This is a genomic window from Pseudomonadota bacterium, assembly GCA_016195085.1.
Lineage (GTDB): Bacteria > Pseudomonadota > Alphaproteobacteria > SHVZ01 > SHVZ01 > JACQAG01.
In genome coordinates this window covers 46,203-59,400 of the sequence record JACQAG010000038.1, presented here as the reverse complement: position 1 = coordinate 59,400, position 13,198 = coordinate 46,203, and the positions used below count along the sequence as shown (strand labels likewise).

General features: G+C 66.4%; 12 protein-coding genes. 3 read left to right on the top strand and 9 right to left on the bottom strand.

What is annotated here, in order from left to right:
- Window positions 1–105: 105 nt before the first annotated feature.
- Window positions 106–1,557, top strand: coding sequence for a dihydropyrimidinase (gene hydA, locus HY058_11455; GenBank protein ID MBI3497910.1), 1,452 nt, complete (start codon window positions 106–108; stop codon window positions 1,555–1,557).
- Window positions 1,558–1,736: 179 nt separating this feature from the next.
- Here hydA and HY058_11450 read toward each other — a convergent pair whose 3' ends face one another.
- The 7 genes from HY058_11450 to HY058_11420 all read right to left on the bottom strand — a co-directional run bounded on the left by HY058_11450 (window position 1,737) and on the right by HY058_11420 (window position 9,678).
- A complete protein-coding gene (locus tag HY058_11450) occupies window positions 1,737–2,726 on the bottom strand; it encodes an ABC transporter substrate-binding protein (GenBank protein ID MBI3497909.1) in 990 nt (329 codons plus the stop codon).
- Window positions 2,727–2,763: 37 nt separating this feature from the next.
- Window positions 2,764–3,882, bottom strand: coding sequence for an ABC transporter permease (locus tag HY058_11445; protein ID MBI3497908.1), 1,119 nt, complete (start codon window positions 3,880–3,882; stop codon window positions 2,764–2,766).
- Window positions 3,879–4,808, bottom strand: a complete 930-nt coding sequence (locus HY058_11440) for an ABC transporter permease (protein MBI3497907.1) — start codon at window positions 4,806–4,808, stop codon at window positions 3,879–3,881. Before HY058_11440 ends, HY058_11445 begins: the two co-directional genes overlap by 4 nt.
- Entirely contained in the window at window positions 4,801–5,616 is an 816-nt protein-coding gene (locus HY058_11435) for an ABC transporter ATP-binding protein (protein MBI3497906.1), read from the bottom strand. Before HY058_11435 ends, HY058_11440 begins: the two co-directional genes overlap by 8 nt.
- Before the next feature lie 29 nt (window positions 5,617–5,645).
- Entirely contained in the window at window positions 5,646–6,899 is a 1,254-nt protein-coding gene (locus HY058_11430) for a Zn-dependent hydrolase (GenBank protein ID MBI3497905.1), read from the bottom strand.
- A gap of 148 nt (window positions 6,900–7,047) precedes the next feature.
- On the bottom strand, window positions 7,048–8,316 hold the full coding sequence (gene preA, locus HY058_11425) for an NAD-dependent dihydropyrimidine dehydrogenase subunit PreA (GenBank protein MBI3497904.1): 1,269 nt from the start codon (window positions 8,314–8,316) through the stop codon (window positions 7,048–7,050).
- A gap of 12 nt (window positions 8,317–8,328) precedes the next feature.
- On the bottom strand, window positions 8,329–9,678 hold the full coding sequence (locus HY058_11420; protein MBI3497903.1) for an NAD(P)-dependent oxidoreductase: 1,350 nt from the start codon (window positions 9,676–9,678) through the stop codon (window positions 8,329–8,331).
- 143 nt (window positions 9,679–9,821) lie between these two features.
- Between HY058_11420 and HY058_11415 the strand changes: the two genes are divergently transcribed.
- Both HY058_11415 and HY058_11410 read left to right on the top strand, forming a co-directional pair.
- Window positions 9,822–10,532, top strand: a complete 711-nt coding sequence (locus HY058_11415) for a TetR family transcriptional regulator C-terminal domain-containing protein (GenBank protein ID MBI3497902.1) — start codon at window positions 9,822–9,824, stop codon at window positions 10,530–10,532.
- Window positions 10,533–10,607: 75 nt separating this feature from the next.
- Complete coding sequence (locus HY058_11410; protein ID MBI3497901.1) at window positions 10,608–11,234, top strand: glutathione S-transferase family protein; 627 nt, start codon at window positions 10,608–10,610, stop codon at window positions 11,232–11,234.
- A gap of 285 nt (window positions 11,235–11,519) precedes the next feature.
- Here HY058_11410 and HY058_11405 read toward each other — a convergent pair whose 3' ends face one another.
- Window positions 11,520–11,807, bottom strand: a complete 288-nt coding sequence (locus HY058_11405; GenBank protein ID MBI3497900.1) for a hypothetical protein — start codon at window positions 11,805–11,807, stop codon at window positions 11,520–11,522.
- Between the two features lie 39 nt (window positions 11,808–11,846).
- A complete protein-coding gene (gene fliG / locus HY058_11400) occupies window positions 11,847–12,863 on the bottom strand; it encodes a flagellar motor switch protein FliG (protein ID MBI3497899.1) in 1,017 nt (338 codons plus the stop codon).
- Window positions 12,864–13,198 lie beyond the last annotated feature (335 nt).

Genomic DNA, 13,198 nt, shown 5'->3' with positions numbered 1-13,198 from the left:
TGACCCGGCAATCCATCTTACGACGCTAGGATGGATGCCCGGATCAAGTCCGGGCATGACAATAAGTAAGAGCAAGACACGCAGACAGACGAAGGAGGCGGAGACATGGCGACGCTCATTCGCGGCGGGACGGTGGTCACCGCGGACCAGACTTATCGGGCCGATGTGCTGGCCGATCAGGGCCTGATCAAGGCGATCGCGCCCAAGATCGACGCTCCGTCCGGCGCCAAGGTGGTCGATGCCGGCGGGCTCCTGGTGATGCCGGGCGGCATCGACCCGCACACCCATATGGAGCTGCCCTTCATGGGCACGACCGCCTCCGAGGACTTCTTCTCCGGCACCGCGGCGGGCTTTGCCGGCGGCACCACGATGATCATCGACTTCGTCATCCCGGCTCCGAAGGAGAATCTGTTGGCCGCCTACAAGAAGTGGCGCGGCTGGGCGGAGAAGGCGGCCGGCGACTATTCCTTCCACGTCGCCGTCACCTGGTGGGACGAGAGCGTGCACCGCGACATGGGGATCCTGACCAAGCAGCACGGCGTCAACAGCTTCAAGCACTTCATGGCCTACAAGGGGGCCATCATGGCCGAGGACGAGGTGCTGGTGAACAGCTTCACCCGGGCCCGGGAGCTGGGCGCCCTCTGCACCGTCCATGCCGAGAACGGCGAGCTCGTCTTCCATCTGCAGAAGGAGCTGATCAAGGCCGGCATCACCGGTCCGGAAGGTCATCCCTTGTCGCGACCGCCCGCCGTGGAGGGCGAGGCCGCCAATCGCGCCATCCGCATCGCCCAGGTCTTGGGCGTGCCGCTCTATATCGTCCATAACTCCTGCAAGGAGTCGCTGGAGGCGATTACGCGGGCCCGCAATGAGGGCCAGCGGGTCTTCGGCGAGGTGCTGGCCGGCCACCTCGTGGTCGACGACTCGGTCTACCAGCATCCCGATTGGAACGTGGCGGCCGCCCATGTGATGAGCCCGCCCTTCCGGGCGAAGGAGCACCAGGCGGCCTTATGGTGCGGGCTGCAATCGGGCAATCTGCAGACCACCGCCACCGACCATTGCTGCTTCTGCGCGCCGCAGAAGGCGGCGGGGCGTAACGACTTCACCAAGATCCCGAACGGCACCGGCGGCATCGAGGATCGCATGGCGATCCTCTGGCATTACGGGGTCAACACCGGGCGTTTGACGGCAAACGAATTCGTGCGCGTGACCTCGACCAACGCCGCTCAGATCTTCAACATCTATCCGCGCAAAGGCTCGATCAGTCTCGGTGCCGATGCCGATATCGTGCTGTGGGATCCGAAGTCGAGCCGCACCATCTCGGCCAAGACCCATCACCAGAAGGTCGACGCCAACATCTTCGAAGGGCTGACCGTGCAGGGCATTGCCGCCTGCACGATCTCCCAGGGCGAGGTGGTGTGGGCCGACGGCAAGCTTGACGCCAAAAAGGGCGCCGGCCGCCACATTCCGCGGCCGACCTTCCCGGCGGTTTTCGAAGCGGTGCAAAAGCAATCCCGCCTGAAGGCGCCCCGCGCGGTGCCGCGGCGGGCGGCGGAGTAACGAAAAGAAACGACCCTCACCCCGGCCCTCTCCCGCTGGGGGTGGACTTTTAGGAGGGGGTGAGGATCACCCCCTCCTTGACCTCCCCGGGCGGGAGAGGGAGTCGGAGGGCCCCTCTCCCGTACCACGGGAGAGGGAGGGACCCACGCGGCAGCGTGGGAGGGTGAGGGTCTTCAGCCTTACTTCTTGAACGCCTTGTCCCAGACCGCATGGCTCCAGGCGCCGTCGGGCTTCTTGGTGATGACCGGATCGGAGCTGCCCTTCAAGAGCACGGCCACCGTGCGCTCGAAGTCATCGGGCTCGAGATAGCCCAGGCCCTTCGGCTGGTCGGCAACGAGCTTGGCGATCTCGCCCATCATCCGGGTCTGATGCGGCGCCTTCTGCGCGCCGGTCGTGTCGTTGTCGAGCACGATCTTGACCGCGTCGGCCTGGTTCTTGATCGCATAGTCCCAGCCCTTCATCGAGGCGCGGAGGAAGCGCGCGAGCTTCTCGACCATGGCCGGGTCGTTGAGTTTGGGCTGGAGCGTGTAGAGGCCATCTTCGAGGGTGGCCACACCCTGATCCTCGTATTTGAACACCTGCAGGTCGTCCGCCTTCATGCCGGCATCGATCACCTGCCAATATTCGTTGTAGGTCATGGTGGAGACGCAGGCGGCCTGCTTCTGCAGGATCGGATCGACGTTGAATCCCTGCTTCAGCACGGTGATGTCGGTGCCGATCTTGTAGTTGAGCTTGTCCATCCAGGAGAGGAACGGATACTCGTTGCCGCCGAACCACACGCCCAGCGTCTTCCCCTTGAAGTCCGCCGTCGTCTTGATGCCGCTGTCCTTGCGGCAGGTCAGCATCATGCCGGAGCGCTTGAACACCTGGGCGATGTTGACCAGCGCCAGGCCCTTCTCGCGGGTTGCCAGGGCCGAGGGCATCCAATCGATCACCACGTCGGCGCCGCCGCCGGCGATCACCTGCGGGGGGGCGACGTCGGGGCCGCCCGGCTTGATGGTGACGTCGAGCTTCTCGTCTTTGTAGAAGCCCTTGTCCTTCGCCACGAAGTACCCGGCGAACTGCGCTTGCGCCACCCATTTCAGCTGCAAAGTCAGCTTGTCTTGCGCCTCCGCCTGGAGGCTGGCGAACGCGACCGCCGCGCCCGCCAAGATCGCGAATTTTCTCATGTGCTTGTCCTTCCCTGTGCCTCGTAACCGAAATCTCTCACCGAACCTGCTCGCGGTAGGAGGGGTGCCAGAAGGTCAGCCCCCGCTCCAGGAGCGCCAAGATGCCATAGAACATCGAGCCCGCGAGTGCCGCAACCGCGATGGTTGCCCACACCATGTCGAGGTTCATGCGGCCGATCTCGACCGAGATGCGGAACCCCATGCCGACGACCGGCGTACCGAAGAACTCGGCCACGATCGCGCCGATCAGCGCCAGGGTCGAGTTGATCTTGAGCGCATTGAAGATAAAGGGGAGTGCTGCGGGCAGCCGGAGCTTGAAGAGGGTCTGCCGGTATCCGGCCGCATAGGAGCGCATGAGGTCGCGCTCGATCGCCCCCGCGCCATGGAGGCCGGCCAAGGTGTTCACCAGCATCGGAAAGAAGGTCATCACCACGATCACGGCCGCCTTCGACTGCCAGTCGAAGCCGAACCACATGACCATGATGGGTGCCACGCCGACGATCGGTATGGCGCTCACCAGCGAGCCCAGCGGCAAAAGGCCGCGCTCAAGGAACGGGCTCCGCTCCACCAGGATCGCGACGAGGAAACCGCCGCCGGAACCGAAGGCGAATCCCGCCAGCACCGATTTGAGGAAGGTCTGACGAAAGTCCTGCCAAAAGAGGCCGAGATTGCCGGCGAGCGCTTGCGCCACTCTGGCCGGGCCGGGCAGCAGGACGGCGGGGATCGCGAATGCATCCACCAGCACCTGCCAGAGAGTGAGCACCATGAGGCCAAAGAGGCCCGGCACCAAGAGCGTGCCGACCCAAGCGGGGGCTCTTGCCTCCGATAGATGCTCGAGCGCCTGCCAGCCAAGCACGAGGAGACCGGCGACATAGAGCCAGAACCCCGGCGCCCAGCCGACGGTGGCACCGGCCTGCAAGAGCGCCAGCGGCGCCACCACGCCGATCGCGGCACCGCCGGCCGCGAGCCCGCCCATCACCGCTGCTTGCCGGCGAAAGGCGGCAAGCGCGATCGCGGCCGCAACCGGGACAAGCGCGGCCAGCAGGAGCTCCGGTTGCGAGCCCCAGCCTATGGACTGCTCCGCCGCCTCGCCGACGGGAAAGGCGAAGGAAAGGGCCAGCAAAGCGAGCGAAGCGGCGATGCTCGGACGGGTCATCGCCGCCCTCCCATCCGGGAGAGGGTCACGCGTTCCGCCCCGCCGACCGCGGCGACGAGGACCAGGCCGAGGAGCGAGGCCATCAGCAACGCCGCCCAGATCTGCACGGTCTGGCCGTAATACGAGCCGCTCAGGAGCCGCGCCCCGATACCCTCCTGGGCGCCTGTCGGCAGCTCGCCGACGATGGCGCCCACCAGGCTGATGGCGATTGCGACCTTGAGGGAGGCGAAGAGATAGGAGAGGGAGGACGGCCAGCGGAGCTTCCAAAAGACCTGCTGAGGGGAGGCGGAATATGTCGCCATGAGGTCGAGCTCGAGCGGGTCGGGTGCGCGCAAGCCCTTGACCATGCCGATCGTCACCGGAAAGAAGCAGAGATACATGGAGATGACCGCCTTCGGCAGCAGCCCGGTCATGCCGAGGCTGGCGAGCACGACGATGATCATCGGCGCGATGGCGAGGATCGGCACGGTCTGCGAAGCAATGATCCAGGGCAGGAGGCTGCGATCGAGCGTGCGCTGGTGCACGATCCCGACCGCCAGCAGCACGCCCAAGGCGATGCCGAGGCCGAAGCCGATGATCGAGGCCGAGGCCGTCACCGTGGCGTGATAGACGAGGCTGCGGCGCGAAGTCACCTCGCGATTGAAGACGGAGTCGGCGAACTCCGCCCAGATCTGATCGGGTGTGGGCAGCACCGGACGATCGAGCGACCAGGCCGTGTCGATGAGCTCGGCAGTCGTCCAAGTCGGTGCCGATCGCGACAGCTTCTGCTCGGCCAAGTCTGCGTTCAGCCAGATGGCGGCGAGATACCAGAGGAGGGTGAGGGCGGCCAATACGGTCGTGAGCGGCAGCGCCCGCTCTTGGGCCCAGCGCGGCAACAGAGCCGAGCCCGCCGGATCCGGACGTGTGGCAAGCGCCGGGCTAGTCATAGCTGTGGCCGGCGCGCAGCGCCAAGCGCACGCGATGGGCGATCTCGAGGAACTCGCCGGTCTCGCGCACGTCCAGAAGCCGGTCCGGCGGCAAATGGCTGTCGATGATATCGACGATGCGCCCGGGCCTCGGCGACATCACCACGATGCGGTTCGACAGGAACACCGCCTCCTGGATCGAGTGGGTGACGAAGATGACGGTCTTGCCCGTGCGCTCCCAGAGCCGGAGGAGCTGCTCGTTCAGATGGTCGCGGGTGATCTCGTCCAAGGCGCCGAAGGGCTCGTCCATCAGCAAGAGCTTCGGCTCGAAGCTGAGCGCGCGCGCGATCGAGACCCGCTGCTGCATGCCGCCGGAGAGCTGCCAGGGGAACTTGTCCTCGAAGCCGTCGAGTCCGACCATGGCCAGATAGCGCCCTGCGCGCGCCTGACGCTCCTCGCGGGTGATGCCCAGGATCTCCAAGGGCAGCATCACGTTGGCGCGCGCGGTCCGCCAGGGGTAGAGCGCCGGAGCCTGGAACACATAGCCATAGGCGCGCGCCAGCCGCGCCTCGGCCGGGCTCATGCCGTTGACGCTGATCCGACCCTCGGTCGGCTGCGTCAGATCGGCGATCACCCGCATCAAGGTGGTCTTGCCGCATCCCGACGGTCCAATCAGCGTGACGAACTCGCCGGCGCGAACCGCAAGATCGATGTCGGCGAGTGCGGCCACCGCGCTGCCGCCCGCATCGTAGGTGAGCGACAACCCGTGCATGTCGATGGCGAGCGGCGCCGATGCGTCTGCGGGGTCGATCCTTGAAGCGGCCGCCATGCGCCCGGTCTGCACCTCAGCCGGCCGGCTCAGAGCGCGTTGGCACGGTCGACCATGGCGTGCAGCAGCACATCGCACCCGGCCGCGATGTCCGCCGGCTCGGCGTTCTCCACCTCGTTGTGGGAAATGCCGTCCTCGCAGGGCACGAAGATCATGCCGGTGGGGGCGACCCGCGCGATGTAGCAGGAGTCGTGCCCGGCGCCCGACACGATCTGCATGCTGGGAAGGCCCAGGGTGGCCGCACCCTTGCTGACGGCCTCGACGCATTTCTGGTCGAAGGCGACCGGCGGCGAATACCAGATCTGCTCGAGCTCGAGGGCGAGGCCGATCTCGTCGGCGATGCGCTTGGTCGCCGCTCTCATCTCGCCGTCCATCTTTCCGAGCGTGGCGTCGTCGGGATGGCGGAAGTCGATGGTGAAGAACACCTTGCCCGGGATGGTGTTGCGCGAGTTCGGGCTCACCTGCATCAAGCCGACCGTAGCGCAGGCGAAGGGCTGGTAGGCGAGGCCGATGCGGTTCACCTCTTGCACCATGCGCGAGGCCCCCAGCAGCGCGTCCTTGCGGCGGCGCATCGGCGTCGGACCGGCATGGGCCTCCTGGCCGGTGACATTCGCCTCGTACCAGCGCTGACCCTGGGCGCCCTGGACCACGCCGATGGTCTTCTTCTCCGCCTCCAGGATCGGGCCCTGCTCGATATGGGCCTCGAAGAAGGCGCCGAAGCCGCGGCCGCCGACCTTGAGGTCGCCCGCATAGCCGATGCGCTGCAGCTCCTCGCCCATGGTCTTGCCGTCGAGGTCCTTGCGGCTCAAGCCGTATTCCTCGGTGAAAACCCCGGCGAACACGCCGGAGGCCACCATGGCGGGGGCGAAGCGCGAGCCTTCTTCGTTGGTCCACACCACCACCTCGATCGGCGCGTTGGTGGTGTAGTTGAGGTCGTTCAAGGTGCGGATCACCTCGAGCCCGGCCAGCACGCCATAGACCCCGTCGAACTTGCCGCCGGTCGGCTGGCTATCCAGATGGCTGCCGGTGCCGACCGGCGGAAGATCCGCCTGGCGGCCGGGCCGGCGGGCGAAGATGTTGCCGATGCGGTCGATGGCGATCGAGCAGCCCGCCTCCTTCGCCCATTTGACGAAGAGATCGCGGCCTTCCCGGTCGAGATCGGTCAGGGCCAGACGGCAAACCCCGCCCTTCTCGGTGGCGCCGATCTTTGCCATCTCCATCAGGCTCGCCCACAGGCGCTCGCCGTTGATCCTGAGATTCTTGCCGGCGCTGGCCGCTGTCATCGCTTACCTCTCGTGACGAATGATTCCCCGATATCGACGGATGCCCCCACCCCAGCCCTCCCCCACGCTGACGCATGGGGGAGGGAGTGAAAACGCATCGTCACCCCCTCCCTCGCCGAAGGCGGGGGAGGGCCGGGGTGGGGGCATTTCATGCGCGCCGCATCGGGTTGTTGGGGTGCTCCTTCCAGGTGACCGTCGGGAGACCGGTTTCGATCTCCACCATGCTGATGCAGCCGGTCACCGGGCAGGCATGCATGCAGAGATTGCAGCCGACGCATTCCTGGTCGATCACCTCGTAGCGGCGCCCGGCGCCGTTCTTGTGCTGGGCGACCGCCTGGTGGGAGGTGTCCTCGCAGGCGATGTGGCAGAGGCCGCATTTGATGCAGAGGTCCTGGTCGATGCGCGCCACGGTCTTGTAGTTGAGATCGAGATGCTGCCAATCGGTCACGTTGGGGACCGCGCGCGCGACCAGCCCGCCCAGGTCGGCGTAGCCTTTCTCGTCCATCCAATTGCCGAGCCCGTCGACGAGATCGTCGGCGATCTTGAAGCCGTAATGCATGGCCGCGGTGCAGACCTGCACGGTGGAGGCGCCGAGCGCCAGGAACTCGGCTGCGTCCCGCCAGGTGGCGATACCGCCGATGCCGGAGATGGGCAGCCCGGCGCATTCGGGATCGCGGGCGATCTCCGCCACCATGTGAAGGGCGATCGGCTTTACCGCCGGCCCGCAATAGCCGCCATGGGTGCCCTTGCCGGCGACCGTCGGCATCGGCGCCATCTGGTCGAGATCGACGCCGATCACCGAGTTGAGGGTGTTGATCAAGGAGACGCCGTCGGCGCCGCCGCGCTTGGCGGCGCGGGCGGGCCCGAGGATGCTGGTGATGTTGGGAGTGAGCTTGACCAGGACCGGCATGCGCGAATGCGCCTTGCACCAGCGCGTCACCATCTCGACATAGTCCGGCACCTGTCCCACCGCCGAGCCCATGCCGCGCTCGGACATGCCGTGGGGACAGCCGAAATTCAGCTCGACCCCGTCGGCACCGGTCGCCTCGACGCGCTTCAGGATCTGCTTCCAGCTCTCCTCCTCGCACGGCACCATGAGCGAGATGATGAGCGCCCGGTCCGGCCAGGCGCGCTTCACTTGGGCGATCTCGCGGAGATTGACCTCGAGCGGCCGATCGGTGATGAGCTCGATGTTGTTGAACCCCACCATGCGCATGCCGCCCACTTCGAGGGTGCCGTAGCGCGACGCGGTGTTGACGATCGGCGGATCCTCGCCCAGCGTCTTCCACACCGCCCCGCCCCAGCCGGCCTTGAACGCGCGCACCACGTTGTACTCCTTGTCCGTGGGCGGAGCCGAGGCCAGCCAGAACGGGTTGGGCGAGGCAATACCGGCGAAGCGAGTGCGGAGGTCGGCCATGTGCGTTCTCCTCTAGGCGGAGCCGAGGAAACGATCGATCGCATGGGCGGCGATCTTGCCGTCCTGGACGGCGCTCACCGTCAGATCCGGGCCGGGCACGGCATCCCCGCCGGCCCAGACATTGGCGAGCGAGGTCTGCCGGTCGGCGTTGACCTGGAGCCGCCCGTCCTTGAGCTCGAGCGGCTCGGCCGTGCCGTTGCCAAGCGGGCCCGGCACGAAGCTCTGCCCGATCGCTTTGAACAGCTGGTCCGCCAGCAAGAGGAAGCGGTCGCCGGTGCCCATGAGCCGGCCTTCACCATCGAGCTGGGTGTACTCGAACTCGACCTCCTTGAGAGAGCCGCGGTAGCCCACCAGCCTGACCGGCCGGGCCCAGTGCTTGATCGAAACACCGTTCACCTGGGCGAAATCCTGCTCGTGGTGGGTGGCGCTCATCTTGTCGGCGCCGCGGCGATAGACGATGGTCACCTCCTCGGCGCCGAGGCGCTTCGCCTGGACGGCGATGTCGATGGCGGTGTTGCCGCCGCCGATGACGACCACGCGGCGGCCGATCTCGAGCCGGCTCTTGGCGGGTGCCTGGCGCAAGCCTTCGATATAGGCGACCGCGTCGATAACGCCGGTCATCGTCTCGTCTTCGAGCCCGAGCGCGTTCGTCCCGGCGAGCCCGATGCCGAGGAACACCGCGGCGAACTCGCGGCGGAGCTGGGCCAGCGTGACCTCGCGCCCCAGCGCCTTGCCGTGCTCGATGCGAATGCCGCCGAGAGCGAGGATGAAGGCGATCTCCTTCTGGGCAAAGTCTTCCGGCACCTTGTAGGCGGCGACGCCATGCTCGTTGAGCCCGCCCGCCTTCGCCTTGGCCTCGAACACGGTGACGTCGTGGCCCAGCATCGCCAGGCGGTGGGCGCAGGCCATGCCGGCCGGCCCGGCGCCGACCACGGCCACGCGCTTGCCCGAGGGCGGTTTCCGCCGGAACGGCTGCTCGCCCCGCTCAAAGAGCGCATCGGTTGCGTAGCGCTGCAAGGCGCCGATGCTGACCGGCTTCGCCTCCTGCGCCTCGCGCACGCAGGCCGCCTCGCACAGGATCTCGACCGGGCACACGCGCGCGCAGGCCCCGCCCATGATGTTCTCTTCGAGGATGGTGACCGCCGCCCCCTTGAGGTTGTCAGTGGCGATCTTGCGGATGAAGCCGGGGATGTCGATGCCCGTGGGGCAGGCGCTGGCGCAGGGCGCGTCGTAGCAGAAATAGCAGCGGCTCGCCTCCACCAGCGCCCGCTTGCGGTCGAGCGGCGGATGGACGTCCGCGAAATTCCTGTCGATCTCGTCGGCGGGGAGGCGACCCGCCGCGATGTCTCCCGCGTCAGCCATCGGCACATCCCTGGTTTGGGCTTGGGTCACGCTCGGACTCATCGCCGGCGGGCTCTTCTTGATGACAGCGTAGCGAAAATCTGACCAAATGGTCAAGATCGGACGCGAGAGATTTTGCGTCGCAGACCGCGAGACCTGACTGCATGTTGAAGCGGCAACACGCCCGTAACTTGGGCAAACCGGCCGGACGGCCCATCGCGCGCCAAGGGCGCCCCGGCAGAAGTGCGGGAAAGGGTGGGGAAATCCGTGAGGCGAACATCGCCAAGCTCTTGGAAGCGGCGGAGACGGTATTCGCCGAGCGCGGCTTCGCCGGCGCCACCACCCAGGCGATCGCCGCGAGCGCGAAGCTGCCGAAGGCGAATTTGCACTACTATTTCCGCACCAAGGCGGATCTCTATCGCGCCGTCTTGAGGAACGTGCTGGCGCTCTGGCTGGACGAGCTCGACCGCATCGAGCCCGGCCGCGATCCGGAAGAGGCGCTCGGTGAATACGTCGAAGCGAAGATGCGCTGGTCGAGGCTGCGTCCGAACGCCTCCAAGGTGTTCGCGAACGAGATCCTGCATGGCGCCCGCTTCCTCGACGGCTACCTCGCGGGCGAGCTCCGCCGGCGAGTGGAGGCGAAGGCGGCGGTCATGCGGGACTGGATCAGAGGCGGCCGAATGGCGCCGATCGATCCGACGCACCTCATCTTCCAGCTCTGGGCCATGACCCAGCACTATGCCGACTTCGAGGTGCAGGTCCGCGCCGTGCTCGGCCGCGAGCGTCTCGACGACGCCGACTTCGAGCAGGCGACGGAGACCATCACCAGGCTGGTGCTGCGGGGGTGCCTGCCTCGGCGAGGACGATCGGGATAGTGGCGGACGAGTCGGAGCCCAAAGCTCGAAGCGCCATCCGAACCAGCTCGTTCGCATTGACGACTGGGATTGCAGATGGCAGAAAGCCCAATGGCGCTGGTCATCTACGGCTCACCCCGTTCCCGCACCATGCGGGTCTTGTGGATGGCGGAAGAGCTTGGCCTCCGCTACACGCATATTCCATATGCCCATGATGATCCGGCGCTGAAGCAGCCGGATTTCCTCAACATCAATCCTGCGGGCGCCATTCCGGCGATTTGCGATGGCGACTTCCCGCTATCTGAGTCGCTCGCGATCAATCTCTACCTAGCGAAGAGGTATGGAGCCGGTGGCACGGAGCCGCTCTATCCAAGCGCGCTCGAAGGGGAGGCGGATGCCTGGCGCTGGAGCCTTTGGGCGAACGCCCATCTCGAGCCATGGGTGCAGCGCGACGTGCTTCTCTCGGATGTGCGCACCGCCATCGGCGATCGGGCCGAGCCGGTCATTCGTGCCGCGCTCGCAACCCTCGACCGCGCTCTCGCGGAACGCGCCTGGCTGGTGGGCGGGCATTTCACCGTGGGCGACCTCAATGTCGCGGCGGTGCTTTCGCCCTCTCGGTCAAAGCAGCTCGATGTGGCCCGCCATCGCCATGTTCACGACTGGCTGACGCGCTGCTACGCGCGGCCAGCCGCCGTCGCCGTGCGGCAGCGATATGCGGAATAGGTGCGGACGAACGCGAGTTTCGTCGCCTGGTACCAACTTTTGCAGACTCGGGAGCCACCCCCTCCCCAACCCTCCCCCGTCGAGGGGGAGGGGGTACGCTGCTGCGTCGCTATTGTAGTCCCTCCCCCCTTGCGGGGGAGGGATAGGGAGGGGGGTGTCTTGCGCACTTGCGATTCCCAGCGCTGGGAGCGTGCGGCACGCGCAAGGCTCTAGCGACCGCCGGAGGTGGGGCGCAAAGACTCTGAGCAGTGAGAGAGGCGGGCGCCGGGACGCCCCTGCGCCGTCCTACGGCGCCGGGCTCTTGGCGCTGCGCCGCGCCGGCGCCGGGGGCTTTTGGTGCTTGCGATTGCCGACTTCGACATCGACCAGGGAAATGACTTCCCAGGCGGTCGCCACCTGCTTGTCCTTTTCCGCGTTCGCATTCTCGACCGGCTTCGCCAGCCGCTCCGCATTCTCTCGGAGCGTCACCAGCTCCGCATCGGTCATGGTCGGAATGTGAGTGCGCAGCCGCTGAATGCCGCTCGGCCTGCTCGGGGTCGGGGCGTGCGGCGGTTTCTTTATTGGCTTTGCCATGGTGGGCCTATCCGTGGGTCAGGGTGCGAGCGGGTGCGCTCAGTATACGAGCTCGTCGCCGCCCTGATTGTCGGACAGCACGATCTCGCCGCGCGAGGCGAGATCCTTGGCGAGGGTAACCATCGTCGTCTGCGCCTCGTCCACCTCCTTCAAGCGGATCGGGCCCATGGAGGCCATGTCCTCGCGGAGCAGCTTTCCTGCCCGTTCGGACATGTTGGAGAAGAACATGTCGCGGAGCTGCTCGGAGGCGCCCTTGAGCGCGATCGCCAGCTTGCTCTTGTCCACGGTGCGCAGCAGCGTCTGTACGCCGCTCGGGTCGAGCCGCGACAGATCATCGAAGGTGAACATCAGCGCCTTGATCTTTTCGGCGGAATCCTTGTTGCGCTCTCCCAAGGCCTCGATGAAGCGCGACTCGGTGGCGCGATCCAGATTGTTGAAGATGTCGGCCATCATCTCGTGGGTGTCGCGGCGGCTGGTGCGCGCAAGGTTGCTCATGAACTCGGTTCGGAGCGTCCGCTCGATGTCGGAGAGCACCTCCTTCTGCACCGCCTCCATGCGCAGCATGCGCATCACCACTTCCATGGCGAAGTTCTCGGGCAAGAGACCCAGCACCTTTGCTGCGTGCTCGCCTCTGACCTTGGAGAGCACCACGCCGACGGTCTGCGGGTATTCGTTCTTGAGGAAGTTGGCAAGCACCACCTCGTTCACGTTGCCGAGCTTGTCCCACATGGTGCGGCCGGCCGGACCACGGATCTCGTCCATGATGTCCTTGACCCGGTCGTCGCCGAGCGCCTTGATCAGCAGCCGCTCGGTCGAATCGAAGGTGCCGGTGAGCGACCCGGTGGAGGAGATCTGCTCGGCGAACTCCACGAACAGCCGTTCGACGATGTTGGAGGACACCGTGCCGAGATTGGCCATGACTTGCGAGATCTCTTTGATCTCGTCGTCGCTCATCAGCGCGAACAGCTTGGACGCATGGTCCTCGCCCAGGCTCATCAGCAGCATGGCGGCCTTCTCCGGGCCGCTGAGGGCCCGATAGTCCTCCCGAACCCGCATGGCCCGACGCTCCTTTCTGGCATCGAAAGCGCCCGGCGCCCCGCCCGAACGGCGGACGCCGCATCCCAGAGCGCGCGCTGGGAGCCTGAAACGCGCTTACGACACGATCGCGGCCAAATAAGGTGGCGCGATCGGCAGCAAGGCTTCCGTCGATCTGACGGTCTCGATTGAGACGAGCGAGTAGCGCGGCGACGACGAAAGATGGCGTCCTAGTCACCGCAAGCAAGGCAGAGATCAAACTCTGCGCAGGGCAAGACTACACTAAATGCGAATCTTGCGCGAGAACCATGCGCCGGACGGCGCCGGCCCAATGCGGACTCGCCCCGGAATGCACG

Coding starts and splice junctions, on each gene's coding strand:
- HY058_11440 (MBI3497907.1), bottom strand. CDS start 4,808: ATGACTAGCCCGGCGCTTGCCACACGTCCGGATCCGGCGGGCTCGGCT.
- hydA (MBI3497910.1), top strand. CDS start 106: ATGGCGACGCTCATTCGCGGCGGGACGGTGGTCACCGCGGACCAGACT.
- HY058_11450 (MBI3497909.1), bottom strand. CDS start 2,726: ATGAGAAAATTCGCGATCTTGGCGGGCGCGGCGGTCGCGTTCGCCAGC.
- fliG (MBI3497899.1), bottom strand. CDS start 12,863: ATGCGGGTTCGGGAGGACTATCGGGCCCTCAGCGGCCCGGAGAAGGCC.
- preA (MBI3497904.1), bottom strand. CDS start 8,316: ATGGCCGACCTCCGCACTCGCTTCGCCGGTATTGCCTCGCCCAACCCG.
- HY058_11410 (MBI3497901.1), top strand. CDS start 10,608: ATGGCAGAAAGCCCAATGGCGCTGGTCATCTACGGCTCACCCCGTTCC.
- HY058_11445 (MBI3497908.1), bottom strand. CDS start 3,882: ATGACCCGTCCGAGCATCGCCGCTTCGCTCGCTTTGCTGGCCCTTTCC.
- HY058_11405 (MBI3497900.1), bottom strand. CDS start 11,807: ATGGCAAAGCCAATAAAGAAACCGCCGCACGCCCCGACCCCGAGCAGG.
- HY058_11415 (MBI3497902.1), top strand. CDS start 9,822: ATGTTGAAGCGGCAACACGCCCGTAACTTGGGCAAACCGGCCGGACGG.
- HY058_11430 (MBI3497905.1), bottom strand. CDS start 6,899: ATGACAGCGGCCAGCGCCGGCAAGAATCTCAGGATCAACGGCGAGCGC.
- HY058_11420 (MBI3497903.1), bottom strand. CDS start 9,678: ATGGCTGACGCGGGAGACATCGCGGCGGGTCGCCTCCCCGCCGACGAG.
- HY058_11435 (MBI3497906.1), bottom strand. CDS start 5,616: ATGGCGGCCGCTTCAAGGATCGACCCCGCAGACGCATCGGCGCCGCTC.